Origin of the sequence: Streptomyces sp. F63 (assembly GCF_018070345.1) — a bacterium.
Taxonomy (GTDB): domain Bacteria; phylum Actinomycetota; class Actinomycetes; order Streptomycetales; family Streptomycetaceae; genus Streptomyces.
The window spans coordinates 31,780-48,998 of record NZ_JAGPXX010000029.1 but is presented as its reverse complement, the minus strand read 5'-3'; the positions used below and the strand labels follow the sequence as shown (position 1 = coordinate 48,998).

The following is a 17,219-nucleotide window of genomic DNA, read 5'->3' as shown; positions in this document are numbered from 1 at the left end:
CTCCGCCATGGAGCTGCTGACAACGCTGGTGGACAAGGGGCTGCGCCGCGAGCCGCCCACCCGGGACGAGGCGCTCGCCGTACTGGCGACGTCCGACGACGACCTCCTCGACGTGGTGGCGGCGGCCGGCCGGGTGCGCCGCCAGTGGTTCGGGCGGCGGGTGAAGCTCAACTACCTGGTCAACCTCAAGTCGGGGCTGTGCCCCGAGGACTGCTCGTACTGCTCGCAGCGGCTGGGCTCGAAGGCGGAGATCCTCAAGTACACCTGGCTGAAGCCGGAGGAGGCGGCCGCGGCGGCCGGTGCCGGTGTGGCCGGCGGGGCCAAGCGCGTCTGCCTGGTGGCGAGCGGGCGCGGGCCGACCGACCGGGACGTGGAGCGGGTGTCGGCCACCATCGCCGCCATCAAGGAGGAGAACGAGGGCGTGGAGGTCTGCGCCTGCCTCGGCCTGCTCTCCGACGGACAGGCGGAGCGGCTGCGGCGGGCCGGCGCGGACGCGTACAACCACAACCTCAACACCTCCGAGTCCGCCTACCGGGACATCTGCACCACCCACGACTTCTCCGACCGGGTGTCCACCGTGCGGCAGGCGCAGGGCGCGGGGCTGTCGGCCTGCTCCGGCCTGATCGCGGGCATGGGCGAGTCCGACGAGGACCTGGTCGATGTGGTGTTCGCGCTGCGCGAACTCGACCCGGACTCGGTGCCGGTCAACTTCCTGATCCCGTTCGACGGCACGCCGCTGGCCGGGGAGTGGAACCTCACCCCCCAGCGGGCGCTGCGCATCCTGGCCATGGTCCGCTTCGTCTGCCCCGATGTGGAAGTGCGGCTCGCGGGCGGCCGCGAGGTGCATCTGCGGTCCCTGCAGCCCCTCGCGCTGCACCTCGCCAACTCCGTCTTCCTGGGCGACTACCTGACGAGTGAGGGCCAGGCGGGGCAGGCGGACCTGGACATGATCGCCGACGCGGGCTTCGAGGTGGAGGGCTCGGACATCGTGACGCTGCCGGAGCACCGGGCGGGCGCGTCCGGGGCGGCGGGCCGCGGCGGACACGACGGCGGCGGCTGCGCGCCCTGCGGCGGGACGGCGGAGGGCGCGGCCCCGGACGGGGCACACGGCCCGGCCGGTGCGGACACCGCCCCGGCCGTCGCGACGACGGCGGCGTCTGCGGCCGCGGCCACCGCGCCCTCCTCCGCGCCGGCGGGCGCCGCCCGTACCGGCCTGGTGGCGGTACGCCGCCGCGGGCCGGGCACCGAGCTGCCGCCCAATGCCTGAGCGGCTCCCGCCCCCGCCGGGCGCACCGCACGCGCCGTCCGGGCACGCCGTGCCCCCGCCGCTGCCCACGCCGCTGCCCACGCCGCTGCCCACGCCGCTGCCCACGCCGCTGCCCACGCCGCTGCCCACGGCCGAACTGCTGGAGCTGGACCGGCGGCACGTCTGGCACCCGTACGGCCCGATGCCCGGCCGTACGGACCCGCTGGTCGTGGCGTCCGCCTCCGGGGTGCGGCTGCGGCTGGCCGAACCGGCCCACGGCCGGGAGGAACTGGTCGACGGGATGTCGTCGTGGTGGTCGGCCGTGCACGGCTACGGCCACCCGGTGCTGACCGGCGCCGCGCACGCGCAGCTGGACCGGATGAGCCATGTGATGTTCGGCGGGCTCACCCATGAGCCGGCCGTCCGGCTCGCGGCCCGGCTCGTGGAGATCACCCCGGAGCCGCTGCGCCACGTCTTCCTGGCCGACTCCGGCTCGGTCTCCGTGGAAGTGGCCGTCAAGATGTGCCTGCAGTACTGGCGTTCGCTGGGGAAGCCGCGCAAGCAGCGGCTGCTGACCTGGCGCGGCGGCTACCACGGCGACACCTGGCAGCCGATGTCGGTGTGCGACCCGGACGGCGGCATGCACCACCTGTGGTCCGGGGTACTGCCCCGGCAGGTCTTCGCGGACGCGCCGCCGGCCGGCTTCGGCGCCGGCGTGGACCCGGCGTACGCGGAGCACCTGCGCGGGCTGATCGCGGAGCACGCCGACGAGCTGGCGGCCGTCGTCGTCGAACCGGTGGTGCAGGGCGCGGGCGGGATGCGCTTCCACTCCCCCGGCTATCTGCGGGTGCTGCGCGAGGCGTGCGACGACCACGGCGTGCTGCTGGTGCTGGACGAGATCGCGACCGGCTTCGGCCGCACCGGCGAGCTGTTCGCCGCGGACCACGCGGGTATCGCGCCCGATGTCCTGTGCCTGGGGAAGGCGCTGACCGGCGGGATGGTGACGCTGGCGGCGACGCTGTGCACCGCGGAGGTGGCGGAGGGCATCTCGCGCGGCGAGGTCCCGGTGCTGGCGCACGGCCCGACCTTCATGGGCAATCCGCTGGCCACGGCGGTCGCGGGCGCCTCGGTCGACCTGCTGCTGAGCCGCGACTGGCGCGCCGAGGTGCGCGCGGTCGAACGCGGGCTGCGGGACGGGCTGGCCCCGGCGGAACGGCTGCCGGGCGTGCGGGAGGTCCGGGTGCTGGGGGCCATCGGCGTGGTGCAGCTCGACCACGAGATCGACATGGCCGCGGCGACCCGCGCCGCGGTGCGCGAGGGCGTCTGGCTGCGGCCGTTCCGCGATCTCGTCTACACGATGCCGCCCTACGTCACGGACGAGGAGGACGTGGCCCGGATCTGCGCCGCGGTGTACGCGGCGGCAGCGGCGGGCTGACCGGGGGGCGGAGGAACAGGCAGGGCGCGCGGGCACGCGGGCCACGGACGGCAGCGCTGCAGCGCACCGGGAAGGGAGCAGGGAGCCTCATGGCCGTCACCGTCGTCAGCGGCACCGGCACCGGGATCGGCAAGACCATGGCCACGGCCGCGCTGGCCGCCGTGGCCCTGGCGGCGGGCCGTACCGTCGCCGTCCTCAAGCCGGCCCAGACAGGAGCGGCCCCGGGCGAGCCGGGGGACGCGGCGGAGACCGCCCGCCTCGCCGGCCCCGTCACCACGGCCGAACTGGCCCGCTATCCGGAACCGCTGGCCCCGGAGACCGCGGCCCGGCGGGCGGGTCTCTCCCCGGTGCGGCCGACGGAGATCGCCGGGGCGGCGGAGAAACTGGCCGCGGAGCACGATCTGGTCCTGGTCGAGGGCGCCGGCGGACTGCTCGTCCGGTACGACGAGGAGGGCGCCACGCTGGCGGACGCCGCCCGGCTGCTGGACGCGCCGGTGCTCGTGGTCGCCGCCGCGGGACTGGGCACCCTCAACGCCACCGCGCTGACGGCGGAGGCCCTGCGCACCCGGGGCCTGGCCTGTACCGGTGTTCTCGTGGGCAGCTGGCCCGCCGAGCCGGGCCTGGCGGAACGCTGCAATCTGGCGGACCTGCCCACGGCGGCCGGGGCGCCGCTGCTCGGTGCGCTCCCGCAGGGATCGGGCGCGCTTCCGCCCGCGGAGTTCCGCGCCCGTGCCGGCCGCTGGCTCGCCCCCGCTCTCGGAGGCGTCTGGGACGCGGCGGGGTTCACCGCGCGGTACCGTCCGGTGCCCTGAGCCGGCGGACGGGGGCGGGCGGAGGCGCGCGGTGCCCCCGGGCTCGTGCCGCCGCCCGCACCGGTCCGGGGCGGGCGGGGACAATGCGATGGGCGGTGCCGTCGGGACCGTTCGCACACCACCACCGAAGAAGGAGTCCGGCCATGTCACGGCTCAGCGGGAACAGCGGCGACGCGCGTGCCACGGTGCACCATCCGCTCTTCGCCCGGTTCTACACGCGGCTGAGCGTCCTCGCCGAGAAACAGGGGGAGACCGCCGCGCACCGGACCGAGCTGCTGTCCGGGCTCTCCGGCCGGGTCGTGGAGGTCGGCGCGGGCAACGGCCTCAACTTCGGCCACTACCCGCCCGGCGTCACCCGGGTGTCCGCCGTCGAGCCGGAGCCCCGGCTGCGGCGGCTGGCGGTGGCGGCCGGACGGCGCGCCGCGGTCCCGGTGGAGGTGATGCCGGGGACGGCCGAGGAACTGCCCCTGGGCGACGGGCACTTCGACGCGGCCGTGGCCTCGCTGGTGCTCTGCTCGGTGCGTGATCTGCCGCGGGCCCTGGCCGAGATCCGCCGGGTCCTCCGGCCCGGCGGCGAACTGCGCTTCTACGAGCACGGGCGGGCCGGCCGCCCGGCCGCCGACCGGGTGCAGCGGGCCCTGGACCGCACGGTGTGGCCGAAGCTGTTCGGCGGCTGCCACACCGGCCGGGACACCCTGGCGGAGATCGCCGCGGCGGGGTTCGAGATCGGCCCCCACCGCCGGCTGCGGGTCCCGGGGCAGGGGCTGCCGCTGCCCTGCTCCCCCCATGTCCTGGGCGTGGCGCGGCGGCCGGAGTGAACCCCGGCCGGCCCACGGCTACGGCTACGGCTACGGCTACGGCTACGGCAGGCTCCAGCTCCGCAGTTCCTCCGCGATGGCCTCCACTCCGGCGGTCCCGTCCTTGACGAGCCGGGCCAGATCGCGGACCTGCTCCGGCGAGGTGCTGATCTTCAGCCCGCTCGCGACGAGATAGGCGTAGGCGACGGCCGAGGCGAACACGGCGTTGGACCGCTCCAGCGCCGGTACGTGGAGCAGCAGTTGCAGCAGGGCGGCCGCGCGGCTCTGCGGATCGGTGTAGACGGGGACACCGAATATCTCCGCCTCGTGCCGGCTGACGGCGGCGACGAGCGCGCCCCAGTCGGTCACCGCCGGATCGCCGGGGGTGTTCTGCTCGGCCACCATGAGCAGCCAGGAGAGGTCGATGCGGAAGGTCAACGGCGGGTGCGCTCCTCGCCGAACTCCTCCGCGAAGACCGACTCGTACTGCTTCATGAAGTCGGCGGCCGCCTCGACGAACGTCCGGCCGGCCTCACCGGCGTCCTGCCGGACGAGCTCCTCGATGTAGCGGTTCACGCTCATGCCCCGCTGGAGCGCGCGCTGCCGCGCGGTCTCGGCGGTCGTCTCGTCCACCCGGACGTTCAGCTGGGTCTTGGCCACCCTCCCAAGCTAGCACTTATCCGCTATCATCGGCAAGGGGTACCGGCCCGCCCCGCGGCCCCCTACCCTCGGAAGCCCCCCGGGGGACGCCACACCGAGACGGGAGGCGGCCATGCCCACCCTTGCACAGGAGACCACCCGCGACGCCGCGGACGGACGGCCCCCGGCCGCGCGGGCCGAGGCGCTCACCAAGGCCTACGGTTCCGGCGAGACGACGGTGATCGCCGTGGACGCCGTGGACGTGACGATCGAACGGGGCCGGTTCACGGCGGTGATGGGCCCCTCCGGCTCCGGCAAGTCCACACTGATGCACTGCCTGGCCGGGCTGGACTCCGTCTCGGCGGGCCGGGTCTGGCTGGGCGGCACGGAGATCACCGGGCTCAGGGAACGGGATCTCACCCGGCTGCGGCGGGACCGGGTCGGCTTCATGTTCCAGTCGTTCAACCTGCTGCCGACGCTGACGGCGGCCGAGAACATCACGCTGCCGATGGACATCGCCGGCCGCAAGCCCGACCGGGCCTGGCTCGACCGGGTGATCGACACCCTGCGCCTGCGGGACCGGCTCTCGCACCGCCCGTCCCAGCTCTCCGGCGGCCAGCAGCAGCGGGTGGCCTGCGCGCGGGCCCTGGCCTCCCGCCCCGAACTGATCTTCGCGGACGAGCCGACCGGGAACCTGGACTCCCGGAGCGGCCGGGAGGTCCTGCGCTTTCTGCGCGAGGCCGTGGACGAGCTCGGGCAGACGGTGGTGATGGTCACCCACGACCCGAACGCGGCCGCCTTCGCCGACCGGGTGCTGTTCCTGGCCGACGGCCGCATCGTCGACGAGATGACGGAGCCGACCGCCGAGCGGGTACTGCAGCGGATGCGCCTCTTCACCCCGGGCCCGCCGCCGCCCGCCGAGGGCGGCGGCGCGGGGGCCTGAGCCCCCGGGCGCGGCGGACGGCCACGTCCCGGTCCGCGGAATCACGTGGCCCGGGCACCCGCCGGCATGCTTCGCTGCCGGTCATGACCGATGTGGAAATCCGCACCGCCCGTCCGTCCGACGCCGCCGACGTGCTGGCCTTCTGGAAGGCGGCAGCCGAGGGGACGAGCGTCAGCGACGACGAGACAGGGGTGACCGGGCTCATCGCACGGGACCCCGGAGCCCTGCTCCTGGCCGAGTCGGCGGGCCGTCTCGTGGGGTCCGTCATAGCCGGCTACGACGGCTGGCGGTGCAGCCTGTACCGTCTCGCCGTCCTCCCCGCACATCGCCGGCAGGGCGTGGCGACCGCCCTGCTGCGGGCCGCCGAGCAGCGGTTCGCGGCGCTCGGCGGCCGGCGGGCCGACGCCATGGTGCTGGAGGCGAACGCACGCGCCCACCGGGCCTGGGCCGCTGCCGGCTACCGGCGGCAGGACCAGTGGCGGCGCTGGGTGAAGCCGCTGCCCCACCCCTGATCTCATCTCGGCGGAGCGGTCGACGACCGAGCGCGTGCACTGCCGCTTCGCCCGCCGTTTTGCTGAGCCTTTACTATGGTGGTCCCCCGGGCCTCGCGGCCCCGCCTCCGCATGACGAAAGGTGTGAGCGTCCGCCCATGGGCGAGCCTCCCAGTAGCGACCATCGCGCGATCCTCCGTTCCCCGGCCCACCATGGGGGGAGGTGAACCCGATGATCGAATTGCTGCTTCTCGCCCTGGCGCTCCTCCTGTCCCTGGCGTGCGGTGCCTTCGTCGCGGCGGAGTTCTCGCTGACCACCCTGGAGCGCGGCAGCCTGGAACAGGCGGCCGAGAACGGTGAGCGGGGTGCGGAGAGCGCCCTCAAGGCCGTCCGCAATCTGACCTTCCAGCTCTCCGGCGCCCAGCTCGGCATCACCGTCACCAACCTGGTCATCGGTATGCTCGCCGAGCCGTCCATCGCGGCGCTGCTGCGCGGACCGCTCACCGCCGCCGGGGTCCCCGAGGGGGCCGTGGGCTCCGTCGCCCTCGTCACCGGTACGGCCGTGTCGACCGTGGTCCTGATGGTGGTCGGCGAGCTGGTCCCCAAGAACTGGGCGATCTCCAGCCCGCTGCCGGTGGCGAAGGCCGTCGCCACGCCGCAGCGCGTGTTCAGCGCGGCCTTCCGCCCGCTCATCAGCCATCTCAACAACTCCGCCAACCGCCTCGTCCGCCGGATGGGCCTGGAGCCGGCCGAGGAGCTGGCGTCCGCGCGCGGCCCGCAGGAGCTGGTGGCCCTGGCCCGGCACTCCGCCAGGGAGGGGGCCCTGGAGCCCGACACGGCCGAGCTGTTCGTGCGGACACTGAACCTCTCCGAGCTGAGCGCCGAGAACGTCATGACGCCACGCGTGCAGGTCATGGCCCTCGACGTGCAGGCCACCGCGGAGGACGTCGCCAATGCCACCCGCGCCACGGGTCTCTCCCGCTTCCCCGTCTACCGGGGCAGCCTCGACACGGTCGTCGGCATCGCGCACATCAAGGATGTCCTGGCGGTTCCGGCCGGGCGCCGGGCGCGCCACCCGGTGACCGAGCTGCTGCGCGAGCCGCTGCTCGTCCCGGAGTCGCTGACGGTGGACCGGCTGCTCGACCGGCTCTCCGGCAAGCGCAGCATGGCCGTCGTCATCGACGAGTACGGCGGCACCGCCGGTGTCGTCACCCTGGAGGACATCGTCGAGGAGGTCGTCGGCGAGGTCCGGGACGAGCACGACCCCCTGGAGGCGCCCGACCTGGCGCCGGCCGGCACCGACGAGGAGGGCCGGGCGCTCTACGCGGCGGACGGCGCGGCCCGGACCGACCAGCTGGAGACGATCGGCCTGCGCGCCCCCGAGGGGCCGTACGAGACCCTGGCCGGGCTGGTCGCCACGGAGCTCGGCCGGATACCGGCCGAGGGCGACCGGCTGGAGGTCGCCGGCTGGCAGGTCGACGTGGTGGACGCGTCGGGCCGCCGGGCGGCGCGCGTGCTGCTGCACGCCCCCCTGCCCGAGCACGGTGAGCAGCACCACGAGGAGGCCGCCCGATGACCGCGATCCAGCTGTTCGTGGGTCTGCTCACGCTGATCCTGAACGCCTTCTTCGTCGGTGCCGAGTTCGCGATGATCTCGGTCCGGCGCAGCCAGGTGGAACCGCTCGCCGAGGAGGGCGACCGGCGCGCCACGAGCGTGCTGTGGGGACTGCAGCACGTCTCGGCGCTGATGGCCGCCGCGCAGCTCGGTATCACGCTGTGCACGCTGGTCCTGGGTGTGGTCGCCGAGCCGGCGATCGCCCATCTGCTGGAACCGCTGTTCGACGCGGTGGGCGTGCCGCACGGCCTGGTGCATCCCATCTCCTTCGTCATCGCCCTGGCGGCGGCGACGTATCTGCACATGCTCTTCGGCGAGATGGTGCCGAAGAACGTCGCGCTCGCCGCACCGGTGCGGACCGCGCTGCTCCTGGGCCCGCCGATGGTGGCCCTCTCCCGGGCGCTCCGCCCGGTGATCTTCACCGTCAACGCCTTCGCCAACGCGCTGCTGAAGCTGCTGCGCGTGGAGCCGAAGAACGAGGTCGCGGCCACGTTCTCGGACGACGAGCTGGCCCGGATGGTGGCCGACTCCCGTGAGGCGGGGCTGCTGGACAAGCGGTCCACGGAGCGCCTGCGGGACGCCCTGGAGCTCGGCCGCCGGCCCGTGCGGGAGGTCGTCAAGCCGGTGGCCAACGTGGTCGCCGCCCCGCTCGGCATCACGCCGGAGGGTCTGGAGACCCTGGCATGGGAGTCGGGGTTCTCCCGCTTCCCGGTGGTGGACTCCGGCCTCCGGATCCTGGGCTACCTGCACGTGAAGGACGCGCTGGACGCCCGGCCGCGGGATCTGCCCTTCCCCGTGGCGGCGATGCGGCCGATCGCCCGGGTCCGGGCCGAGACGCCGCTGGACGACGCCCTGGGCGCGATGCGGAGTTCCAGTACGCATCTGGCCGCGGTGATCGGGGCGGACGGCAAGCTGGCCGGCCTCGTCACCATGGAGGACGTCCTGCGGGAGCTGGTCGGCCGCACGCCCGCCTGATCACGGAGGCCGGCTCGGCCGGAGGGGTCCGGGCGCCCGGGGGTCCCGGTCGCACTCGGAGGGCCGCGGGCGCGCGTGCCGCCGCGGTGGCCCGGCCCGGCCCTCACGGGAGCCGGCACGGGCTCCCGGCGTCCGTACTCAGTCCCGCTCGTCCGCGGGCGGCGCCGGGGCCGGCACGACGGCGGCCGGAAGAGGAGCGGCCGGGGCCGGGAGGGAGAACCAGACTTCCTTGCCCCAGGGGGTGCGGTCCGCGCCCCAGTCGCAGGCCATCAGGTCGACCATCGACATGCCGCGGCCGTGTTCGTCGTCCGCGGTGGCGCGGCGGACCCGGGGCAGTTCCCGGCTTCCGTCACCGACCTGGCAGCAGACCGAGGCACCCCGGACGAGGGTCAGGTGGACGGGGCCCTGCGCGTGCCGCAGCGCATTGGCGACGAGTTCGCTGACCAGGAGTTCCGCGGTGTCGGCGAGGTCGCCGAGTCCCCAGCGGGACAGGGTGTGCCGCACGGCCCTGCGGGCGAGCGCGCACGCCTCGCCCGACCGCGGCAGCGGCCAGGGGCCGGCCCGGCCGGTGACGGGCTCGGGCACCGCCGGCTCGGAGGCCGGGCGGCACACGGGCACATGGGCCGGGTGAGGCAGTGTGGCCTCCGCCGGCCCACGCGGGTGCGGGTGGTGCATGGGGTCTCCACTACGGCCCGGCTGTCCGACGACAGGGGCTCAGCGGATCGAGCGTGCCGTGTGCGGCACGGGAAGGTTCGCGACGCTGCGAGGCTTCCGCGCGGCCGTTCCCCCGGGTGCGTCCGGGCAGACGGCAGCTGCGGGTTACTTCCGCGTAAAACAATAAAATGCGTTTACCGGGAAGTAAAGCGTTGATGACCGATCTGTTCCGGACGCCCTACCAACCAGAACCGGGCAGACCCGATCATTCCGGTCTCAGAGCGGACCGAATCGCGCGATGAGCACTGCCAGCAGGATCGTGAGAACCCACCCCGCGACGTGCTCCAGCAGCGGGTGGTGGTCGTCGTCCGGCGGTCCGCCGGTACGGGCGGCCGCGACAGCGGCAGCGGTCATTGCGCACACTCCTTGCCGAGGGGTCCCGCCCGGCCCCGCGCCACGGGACGGCGGGACGAAGACGGCGGGACGAAGACGGGAACGGGACCGGATACGGCACGGAGCCGCCGAACAGCACCCATACCGGTACCGGTCGGGCGACCATAGCCCCGTATCGCGCGCCCCGCTGTGACCGGGGCCTCATCCCCACCGGCCCCCTCCCCCGTCCCGGCCGGGCGTAGGATTTCCGGCGTCATGCAGATGAATGCCTCCTACACCAGTTTTGTCGCCCTGGGCGACTCCTTCACCGAGGGCATGTCCGACCGCCTGCCCGACGGCAGTTACCGCGGCTGGGCCGACCTCCTCGCGGCGGACCTGGCCGCCCGGACCCCCGGCTTCCGTTACGCCAATCTGGCGGTGCGCGGAAAACTCATCGGCCAGATCGTGGACGAGCAGGTGGACGCGGCGGCCGCCATGAACGCGGACCTGGTGACCCTCGTCGGCGGACTCAACGACGCCCTCCGCCCCGCGTGCGACATGGGCCTGGTCCGCGCCCGGCTGGAAGAGGCCGTCACCAAGCTGGCGCCCAACTGCGGCCGCCTGGTGCTGATGCGCAGCCCCGGGCGGAACGGGCCGGTGATGGAGCGCTTCCGGCCCCGCATGGAACAGCTCTTCGGCTTCATCGACGAACTGGCCGGCGCGCACGGCGCCCTCGTCGTGGACCTCTACGGCTCCGGTGCCCTGGGCGACCCCCGGCTGTGGGCCGTCGACCGGCTCCACCTCACCGCCGAGGGGCACCGCCGGGTGTCCGAGGCCGTCTGGCAGACAATCGGCCTGGAGCCGCGCCGCGACTGGACCGAACCGCTGCCGCCGGTGGCACCGGAGAGCTGGTACCGGCGGCGGAGCAGCGATCTGCGGTTCGCCCGCGAGCATCTGCTGCCGTGGATCGGCCGGCGGCTGACCGGGCGCTCCTCCGGTGACGGGCTCGCGCCCAAACGCGGCGATCTCCTGCCCTACCCGTACGAACTCTGAGCCGGCGCCGCGGCGGCGGTCGCCGGGCCGGGGGCGTGCGGAGGCGGGCGGACGTCCCGCCGGACCGGCCCGTACAATGCCGTCACGTGACCTCCAAGCCCCGCATTCCGAACGTTCTGGCCGGCCGCTACGCCTCCGCGGAGCTCGCCGCCCTGTGGTCCCCCGAGTACAAGGTGACGCTGGAGCGCCGGCTGTGGCTGGCCGTCCTCCGTGCGCAGAAGGACCTCGGCATCGAGGTGCCGGAGCAGGCACTCGCCGACTACGAGCGGGTGCTCGACCGGGTGGACCTGGCGTCGATCGCGGAACGCGAGAAGGTCACCCGGCACGACGTGAAGGCCCGGATCGAGGAGTTCAACGCCCTCGCCGGGCACGAGCACGTCCACAAGGGCATGACCTCCCGGGACCTCACCGAGAACGTCGAGCAGCTGCAGATCCGCCTCTCCCTGGAACTGGTCCGGGACCGCGCGGTCTCCGTGCTGGCACGGCTGGGGCGGCTCGCCGCCGAGCACGCCGAGCTGGTGATCGCCGGCCGTTCCCACAACGTCGCCGCGCAGGCCACCACCCTCGGCAAGCGGTTCGCGACCGCGGCGGACGAACTGCTGGTCGCGTACGGCCGGCTGGAGGATCTCCTCGCCCGCTACCCGCTGCGCGGGGTCAAGGGCCCGGTCGGCACCGCGCAGGACATGCTCGACCTCCTCGGTGGCGATGCCGCGAAACTGTCCGAGCTGGAACGGCGGGTCGCCGGCCACCTCGGCTTCGGCCGGTCCTTCACCTCGGTCGGCCAGGTCTACCCGCGCTCACTGGACTACGACGTCGTGACCGCGCTGGTGCAGCTGGCCGCCGCGCCCTCCTCGCTCGCCAAGACGATCCGGCTGATGGCCGGGCACGAGCTGGTCACGGAGGGCTTCAAACCCGGCCAGGTCGGCTCCTCCGCCATGCCGCACAAGATGAACACCCGTTCCTGCGAGCGCGTCAACGGCCTCATGGTGATCCTGCGCGGCTACGCCTCGATGACGGGAGAGCTCGCGGGCGACCAGTGGAACGAGGGCGACGTGTCCTGCTCCGTCGTGCGCCGGGTGGCCCTCCCGGACGCCTTCTTCGCCTTCGACGGCCTGCTGGAGACGTTCCTCACGGTGCTCGACGAGTTCGGCGCCTTCCCCGCCGTCGTCTCCCGCGAGCTCGACCGCTACCTGCCCTTCCTCGCCACCACCAAGGTGCTCATGGGCGCCGTGCGGGCCGGAGTCGGCCGGGAGGCCGCGCACGAGGTCATCAAGGAGCACGCCGTGGCCTCGGCACTGGCGATGCGGGAGAAGGGCGCCGAGCGCAATGAACTGCTCGACCGGCTCGCGGGCGACGAGCGCATCCCCCTGGACCGCGCCCGGCTGGACGCGCTGATGGCGGACCGCCTCGCCTTCACCGGTGCGGCGGCGGACCAGGTGGCAGCGGTCGTCACCCGGATCGAGGACATCACGGCCGCGCGTCCGGAGGCCGCCGCCTACGTCCCGGGAGCGATCCTCTGACGCGCGGTGAGCCCCGGGCGGGGCGGCGGCCTGCGGGTGCTGTTCTGCGGCATCAACCCCGGACTCATGTCGGCGGCGACCGGGCATCACTTCGCCCGGCCGGGCAACCGCTTCTGGCCGGTGCTGCACGCCTCCGGCTTCACACCGCGGCTGCTGCGGCCGGACGAGGAGCGGGAACTGCTCGACCACGGGCTCGGCATCACCAACGTCGCCGCCCGCGCCTCGGCGCGGGCGGACGAGCTGAGCGACGAGGAGATGCGCGAGGGCGGCCGCCTGCTGGCGGAGAAGGTCCTGCGGTACGAGCCGCGCTGGCTGGCGGTGCTGGGGATCACGGCCTACCGGGTGGCGTTCCGGGACAGGGCGGCGGTGATCGGTCCGCAGGACCGGGTGATCGGCCGCACGCGGATCTGGGCCCTCCCCAATCCGAGCGGCCTCAACGCCCACTGGACGGCGGCGACCATGGCGGAGGAGTTCGCCCGTCTGCGGGAGGCCGCCGGGCGGGTCGGCCGGCCCGCGTCACCGGAGCGGTGAGCCCGGCCGGCCCCGGAACCGGCGGCACCGGTGCGCCGGCGGTGCTCCGTCAGTTCTCGCCGCGGGCCGCCCGGCGGCGCATCAGCAGCACGCCGCCCGCGCCCAGCAGCACCAGGGCGGCCGCGGAGGTGCCGATGACCGCGGAGGCACCGGTCTCGGCGAGGTCCTCCTTGCCGCCGTCCGACGGATTGCGGCCGGCCGTGTCCGCGGCCGTCGGCTCGTTCGACGGCTCGCCGGTCTCTCCGCCCGTCCCGCCGGCGGGCTCCTCCGAGGGCTCCTGCGACGGCTCGCCGGAGGGCCGGCCACCGGACGTCCCGCCGTCACCTCCCTCGTTCTCCTCGTCGTCCCCGTCCTCGCAGTCCGTCCGGAAGACCTTCTGCTTGGCCTTGCCGTTCTCGCCCGCGAAGTTCCAGAGCAGCTTGTAGTGGCCGTCGGGAAGCTCCAGATCGTCCGTGCGGCCGTGCCCCGCGGCGTCGAGGGTCAGGACGCCGGACTCGGCCTCCGTGCCCCGGGTGCCCGTGGGCGGCATCTCGACGATCGTCCACTCGATCCGCTGGCCGGCGTCGAACTTGAACGCGTCGAGGTAGAAGACGCAGACGTGCGGCTCGTTCTTGACGAGCGCCTCGCCGGTCTCGGCGTCGTGGATCTTGACGGTCCCGTTGTCACCGGGCGGGGTGGCGTACGCGGCGGAGGCCGGCAGCAGGAGGACCGCCGCGGCCGCTGCCACCGCACACGCCGAAGTGAGGCTGCGCATGGATCACCAGATTTTCGAGAAAGCGCCGGAAGCGGGGGGTGACGCCACAGCTTCCAGCCATCTGTTCGTATCGGTCAAGCCACGTGGCCGGGAATCCGGCCCCTTTACCCCTCCGATGCCCCTTTGGTCACGGGTTGATCAGCGGTAACGATTCGGCCTAGGCCGCCCGTTCGACGTACATCCGCTCGAATGAGACACATCGGCGGCGGCCGGTGGCGGTCCGGCGCCCGCGTCACCCCCGCCCTCCGGGCGGCCGGGGCGTTCCCGGGCCGTACCCTCCGGGTCCTCCGCCGCCGCGACCGCCAGCAGCCGGAGCGGTAACTCGCGGTCCTGCCGGCCGAGTCCGACGGCGAGCCAGCGGTCGCCGGCCCGCCAGGCGTACAGCACACCGACACAGCCGCAGAGGGTCGCCAGCGGCTCGGGAACCGGCTCGCCCCCGGCCGACCGTACGAGGTACTCGATGAGGTCCAGCCGCTGCGGCTCGCCCCAGCGCCGGGACAGCACGAAGACCAGCGCCTCGCACTCGGCCTCCAACTGCTCCTCCGCCTCCCGCGTCCCGAAGCCGTCGTCCTCCCGGCACTCCGCGCCCACCCGCAGATCGGCCAGGTGGAAGGCCGGCCCGCCCTCCCCGGCACGGAAGGGGCCGCCGGGCGCCGCCGGGAGAGGACGGGCGCACAACTGGTCGATCACCGCGAGCTGTTCCGCTGTGCTCATGGTTCCAGTGAACCTCCCCGCACCGACAACGCGCCCCCGGGGCAACGGAGTCGGGCTCCCGGGCCGGTGTGGCAGGCTTCCGGCAGCCGGCACACGGAGGTGGGACATGGGTCAGGTCACCGTCGTCACGGGCGGCGGGCGCGGTATCGGAGCGGCGGTCGCCGTCCGTCTCGCGCGCGCCGGACACGCGATCGGCATCGGCTACGAGAAGGCGCGGGAGGCGGCGGAGGAGACGGCCGCGGCGGTGCGCGCCCGGGGCGTCGCCTGTGTGACGGTGCGGGTGGACACCAGCGTGGCGGAACAGGTCGAGTCGCTGTTCGACACGGTGGGCGCCGAACTGGGCCCGGTCACCGGCCTCGTCAACAACGCCGGGATCACCGGGCCGCTCGGCCGGTTCGCCGAGACCGGCCCCGAGGTGATGCGGCGGGTCGTCGACGTCAACGTCATGGGCACCCTGCTCTGCGCGCGCCGGGCGGTGCGGGACATGTCGACCCGCTACGGCGGCGCGGGCGGCGCGATCGTCAACATCTCCTCGGGCGCCTCCACCACCGGCAGCCCCGGCGAGTACGTCCACTACGCGGCGACCAAGGCCGCCGTGGACGCGATGACGAACGGGCTCGCCAAGGAGGTGGCGGCCGAGGGCATCCGCGTCAACTCCGTACAGCCCGGGATGATCCTCACCGGTATGCACGCCGCGATGGGGGATCCGGAGCGTCCCTGGCGGGACCCGGAGCGGGTGCCGATGCGGCGCCCCGGTGAGCCGGAGGAGATCGCGGGCGCCGTCGCCTGGCTGCTCTCCCCCGAGGCGTCCTACACGACGGGCGCCGTGCTGCGCGTCTCGGGCGGCCTCTGAGCCGGCCGGGGGAACGGCCGGGGCCGCCCGGTTCCCCGTGTCCGGCGCCCCCGCCGTGCGGCCTCCTTCCTCCGGGCCCCACCCGGTTGTTCACTGTCCGTTCGGGCGTGCGGCATCCGGCGCCGATAGCAATCCCTTGCACAGCAGACACCGCCCCGTGCGCCGCGGAGACCCGAGGCCGGGGCGGACCGGTACGACAGGAGGCACCACATGGCGCGGGAACCCAGGGGATTCGTCGGGCGGCGGTCGGTTCTGCGAGGGGGTGCGGCCGCCTCGGCCGCGCTCGCACTACCCGGCGCGGCCGGGCTCGCGGCAGCCCCCGCCCAGGCGCGGTCGGGGCGGCCGGCCGCGCGGTGGGGGGTGCAGACCGGTGATGTGACCGCCTCGTCCGGGCTGGTGTGGGTCCGCTCGGACCGGCCGGCCCGGATGATCGTCGAGACCTCGGCGACGGAGTCGTTCCGGAACGTCCGGCGGCGGATGGGGCCCCTGCTGGGCCCGGGCACGGACTTCACCGGGACCACACCGCTGCAGGGGCTGCCGGCCGGCGAGGAGATCCACTACCGGGTGCTGCTCGCCGACCCGCACGACCCGCGGCGCACCGGCGAGCCGGTCCACGGCAGCTTCCGCACGGCACCGGCCCGCCGCCGCCAGGGGGTGCGGTTCCTGTGGTCGGGCGATCTCGCGGGGCAGGGCTGGGGCATCAACCCCGACCGCGGCGGTTTTCCCGTCTTCGACGAGATGCTGCGCCGCGACCCGGACTTCTTCCTCAACAGTGGCGACACGGTCTACGCGGACGGCCCGATCCAGCCGTCGGTCACCCTGCCCGACGGCCGGGTCTGGCGGAACGTCACCACCGAGGAGAAGTCCAAGGTCGCCGAGACCCTGGACGAGTACCGCGGCGCCTTCCGCTACAACCTGCTGGCGGAGAACCTGCGCCGCTTCAACGCCCGTGTCCCGGGCATCGTCCAGTGGGACGACCACGAGGTGGTCAACAACTGGTACCCGGGCGAGATCCTCGCCGACGACCGCTACACCGAGAAGCGCGTGGACGTGCTCGCGGCCCGCTCCCGGCGGGCGTTCGCGGAGTACTTCCCCGTGCGCACGCTGCGCCCCGACGGCGACGGCCGGCTGCACCGGGTGGTGCACCACGGGCCGCTCCTCGATGTCTTCGTGATCGACATGCGCACGTACCGCAACGCCAACTCGCCCGGCCGGCAGCCGCGGGAGGAGGAGGGCATCCTCGGGGCGGAGCAGCTCGCCTGGCTCAAGCGGGAGCTGTCCCGCTCCCGGGCGGTGTGGAAGGTGATCGCCTCCGACATGCCGCTCGGGCTGGTCGTGGCCGACGGCAAGGCCGACTACGAGGCCGTGGCGCAGGGCGACCCGGGCGCGCCGCTGGGCCGCGAACTGCAGATCGCCGAACTGCTGCGGCACATCAGGCACCACCGGATCACCGGCACGGTCTGGCTGACCGCCGACGTGCACTACACCGCCGCGCACCACTACGAGCCGTCGCGGGCCGCCTTCCAGGACTTCGCCCCCTTCTGGGAGTTCGTGTCGGGACCGCTCAACGCGGGCGGCTTCCCGGCGGTCGGCCTGGACGGCACCTTCGGCCCGGACCAGGTCTTCGTGAAGGCCCCCGACCGGGCCAACGTGTCGCCGCTCGAGGGCGGTCAGCACTACGGCGAGGTGGAGATCGACGGCTCAAGCGGTGAACTGACGGTGCGGCTGATCGAGGAGGGCGGCACGGTGCACTTCACCAAGGTCCTCCAGCCGGGACTGGTGGGGCAGTAGCCGCCAATCCGGCGCTGCTCCTCCCC

At 74.1% G+C, this 17,219-nt stretch carries 19 protein-coding genes; 13 read left to right on the top strand and 6 right to left on the bottom strand.

The window, feature by feature from the left end:
- Nucleotides 1-7: 7 nt before the first annotated feature.
- The 4 genes from bioB (at nt 8) to KBZ10_RS23405 (ending at nt 4,311) form a co-directional block, all read left to right on the top strand.
- Nucleotides 8-1,267 carry a biotin synthase BioB gene (gene bioB / locus KBZ10_RS23420; protein WP_210989686.1) on the top strand — a complete coding sequence of 420 codons (1,260 nt, stop codon included), beginning with the start codon at nt 8-10 and terminating at the stop codon, nt 1,265-1,267.
- A 109-nt stretch (nt 1,268-1,376) separates the two neighbouring features.
- Entirely contained in the window at nt 1,377-2,681 is a 1,305-nt protein-coding gene (locus tag KBZ10_RS23415; RefSeq protein WP_210989725.1) for an adenosylmethionine--8-amino-7-oxononanoate transaminase, read from the top strand.
- Between the two features lie 89 nt (nt 2,682-2,770).
- On the top strand, nt 2,771-3,493 hold the full coding sequence (bioD, locus tag KBZ10_RS23410) for a dethiobiotin synthase (protein ID WP_210989685.1): 723 nt from the start codon (nt 2,771-2,773) through the stop codon (nt 3,491-3,493).
- Nucleotides 3,494-3,636: 143 nt separating this feature from the next.
- Nucleotides 3,637-4,311 (top strand): class I SAM-dependent methyltransferase, encoded by a 675-nt coding sequence (locus KBZ10_RS23405; RefSeq protein ID WP_210989684.1) that lies wholly within the window; start codon nt 3,637-3,639, stop codon nt 4,309-4,311.
- Between the two features lie 42 nt (nt 4,312-4,353).
- Here KBZ10_RS23405 and KBZ10_RS23400 read toward each other — a convergent pair whose 3' ends face one another.
- The gene (locus tag KBZ10_RS23400; protein WP_210989683.1) at nt 4,354-4,728 is read right to left on the bottom strand and encodes a fic family toxin-antitoxin system, toxin component; all 375 of its coding nucleotides are present in this window, start codon (nt 4,726-4,728) and stop codon (nt 4,354-4,356) included.
- A complete protein-coding gene (locus KBZ10_RS23395) occupies nt 4,725-4,949 on the bottom strand; it encodes an antitoxin (protein WP_210989682.1) in 225 nt (74 codons plus the stop codon). The genes KBZ10_RS23400 and KBZ10_RS23395 overlap by 4 nt, the downstream gene beginning before the upstream one ends.
- 112 nt (nt 4,950-5,061) lie before the next feature.
- On the opposite strand from KBZ10_RS23395, the gene KBZ10_RS23390 reads away from it, so the two are divergent.
- The 4 genes from KBZ10_RS23390 to KBZ10_RS23375 all read left to right on the top strand — a co-directional run bounded on the left by KBZ10_RS23390 (nt 5,062) and on the right by KBZ10_RS23375 (nt 8,951).
- Nucleotides 5,062-5,871, top strand: a complete 810-nt coding sequence (locus tag KBZ10_RS23390; protein ID WP_210989681.1) for an ABC transporter ATP-binding protein — start codon at nt 5,062-5,064, stop codon at nt 5,869-5,871.
- 83 nt (nt 5,872-5,954) lie between these two features.
- Complete coding sequence (locus KBZ10_RS23385) at nt 5,955-6,383, top strand: GNAT family N-acetyltransferase (protein ID WP_210989680.1); 429 nt, start codon at nt 5,955-5,957, stop codon at nt 6,381-6,383.
- 211 nt (nt 6,384-6,594) lie between these two features.
- The gene (locus KBZ10_RS23380) at nt 6,595-7,938 is read left to right on the top strand and encodes a hemolysin family protein (RefSeq protein WP_210989679.1); all 1,344 of its coding nucleotides are present in this window, start codon (nt 6,595-6,597) and stop codon (nt 7,936-7,938) included.
- Nucleotides 7,935-8,951 carry a hemolysin family protein gene (locus tag KBZ10_RS23375; protein WP_210989678.1) on the top strand — a complete coding sequence of 339 codons (1,017 nt, stop codon included), beginning with the start codon at nt 7,935-7,937 and terminating at the stop codon, nt 8,949-8,951. Before KBZ10_RS23380 ends, KBZ10_RS23375 begins: the two co-directional genes overlap by 4 nt.
- Before the next feature lie 138 nt (nt 8,952-9,089).
- Here KBZ10_RS23375 and KBZ10_RS30120 read toward each other — a convergent pair whose 3' ends face one another.
- Together KBZ10_RS30120 and KBZ10_RS23365 are read right to left on the bottom strand one after the other, a co-directional pair.
- Nucleotides 9,090-9,536: an ATP-binding protein gene (locus KBZ10_RS30120; RefSeq protein ID WP_210989677.1), complete on the bottom strand. Its 447-nt coding sequence runs from the start codon at nt 9,534-9,536 to the stop codon at nt 9,090-9,092.
- Nucleotides 9,537-9,881: 345 nt separating this feature from the next.
- A complete protein-coding gene (locus KBZ10_RS23365; RefSeq protein WP_210989676.1) occupies nt 9,882-10,019 on the bottom strand; it encodes an SCO1431 family membrane protein in 138 nt (45 codons plus the stop codon).
- Between the two features lie 234 nt (nt 10,020-10,253).
- Between KBZ10_RS23365 and KBZ10_RS23360 the strand changes: the two genes are divergently transcribed.
- The 3 genes from KBZ10_RS23360 (at nt 10,254) to mug (ending at nt 13,081) form a co-directional block, all read left to right on the top strand.
- On the top strand, nt 10,254-11,030 hold the full coding sequence (locus tag KBZ10_RS23360; protein WP_210989675.1) for an SGNH/GDSL hydrolase family protein: 777 nt from the start codon (nt 10,254-10,256) through the stop codon (nt 11,028-11,030).
- 86 nt (nt 11,031-11,116) lie between these two features.
- A complete protein-coding gene (purB, locus tag KBZ10_RS23355) occupies nt 11,117-12,550 on the top strand; it encodes an adenylosuccinate lyase (RefSeq protein WP_210989674.1) in 1,434 nt (477 codons plus the stop codon).
- Nucleotides 12,551-12,556: 6 nt separating this feature from the next.
- Nucleotides 12,557-13,081 (top strand): G/U mismatch-specific DNA glycosylase, encoded by a 525-nt coding sequence (mug, locus tag KBZ10_RS23350; protein WP_307847569.1) that lies wholly within the window; start codon nt 12,557-12,559, stop codon nt 13,079-13,081.
- A gap of 49 nt (nt 13,082-13,130) precedes the next feature.
- Here mug and KBZ10_RS23345 read toward each other — a convergent pair whose 3' ends face one another.
- Nucleotides 13,131-13,835: an LPXTG cell wall anchor domain-containing protein gene (locus KBZ10_RS23345; RefSeq protein WP_210989673.1), complete on the bottom strand. Its 705-nt coding sequence runs from the start codon at nt 13,833-13,835 to the stop codon at nt 13,131-13,133.
- A gap of 138 nt (nt 13,836-13,973) precedes the next feature.
- Complete coding sequence (locus KBZ10_RS23340; protein ID WP_210989729.1) at nt 13,974-14,549, bottom strand: hypothetical protein; 576 nt, start codon at nt 14,547-14,549, stop codon at nt 13,974-13,976.
- Between the two features lie 106 nt (nt 14,550-14,655).
- Between KBZ10_RS23340 and KBZ10_RS23335 the strand changes: the two genes are divergently transcribed.
- Together KBZ10_RS23335 and KBZ10_RS23330 are read left to right on the top strand one after the other, a co-directional pair.
- Nucleotides 14,656-15,402 (top strand): SDR family oxidoreductase, encoded by a 747-nt coding sequence (locus KBZ10_RS23335; protein ID WP_210989672.1) that lies wholly within the window; start codon nt 14,656-14,658, stop codon nt 15,400-15,402.
- 210 nt (nt 15,403-15,612) lie between these two features.
- On the top strand, nt 15,613-17,193 hold the full coding sequence (locus tag KBZ10_RS23330) for an alkaline phosphatase (protein WP_210989671.1): 1,581 nt from the start codon (nt 15,613-15,615) through the stop codon (nt 17,191-17,193).
- The last annotated feature ends 26 nt before the right edge of the window (nt 17,194-17,219 follow it).

Excerpts from the sequence above, each read along its gene's own strand:
- bioB (WP_210989686.1), top strand. The coding sequence starts at position 8 with ATGGAGCTGCTGACAACGCTGGTGGACAAGGGGCTGCGCCGCGAGCCG.
- bioD (WP_210989685.1), top strand. The coding sequence starts at position 2,771 with ATGGCCGTCACCGTCGTCAGCGGCACCGGCACCGGGATCGGCAAGACC.
- KBZ10_RS23405 (WP_210989684.1), top strand. The coding sequence starts at position 3,637 with ATGTCACGGCTCAGCGGGAACAGCGGCGACGCGCGTGCCACGGTGCAC.
- KBZ10_RS23390 (WP_210989681.1), top strand. The coding sequence starts at position 5,062 with ATGCCCACCCTTGCACAGGAGACCACCCGCGACGCCGCGGACGGACGG.
- KBZ10_RS23385 (WP_210989680.1), top strand. The coding sequence starts at position 5,955 with ATGACCGATGTGGAAATCCGCACCGCCCGTCCGTCCGACGCCGCCGAC.
- KBZ10_RS23380 (WP_210989679.1), top strand. The coding sequence starts at position 6,595 with ATGATCGAATTGCTGCTTCTCGCCCTGGCGCTCCTCCTGTCCCTGGCG.
- KBZ10_RS23375 (WP_210989678.1), top strand. The coding sequence starts at position 7,935 with ATGACCGCGATCCAGCTGTTCGTGGGTCTGCTCACGCTGATCCTGAAC.
- KBZ10_RS23365 (WP_210989676.1), bottom strand. The coding sequence starts at position 10,019 with ATGACCGCTGCCGCTGTCGCGGCCGCCCGTACCGGCGGACCGCCGGAC.
- KBZ10_RS23360 (WP_210989675.1), top strand. The coding sequence starts at position 10,254 with ATGCAGATGAATGCCTCCTACACCAGTTTTGTCGCCCTGGGCGACTCC.
- KBZ10_RS23345 (WP_210989673.1), bottom strand. The coding sequence starts at position 13,835 with ATGCGCAGCCTCACTTCGGCGTGTGCGGTGGCAGCGGCCGCGGCGGTC.
- KBZ10_RS23340 (WP_210989729.1), bottom strand. The coding sequence starts at position 14,549 with ATGAGCACAGCGGAACAGCTCGCGGTGATCGACCAGTTGTGCGCCCGT.
- KBZ10_RS23335 (WP_210989672.1), top strand. The coding sequence starts at position 14,656 with ATGGGTCAGGTCACCGTCGTCACGGGCGGCGGGCGCGGTATCGGAGCG.
- KBZ10_RS23330 (WP_210989671.1), top strand. The coding sequence starts at position 15,613 with ATGGCGCGGGAACCCAGGGGATTCGTCGGGCGGCGGTCGGTTCTGCGA.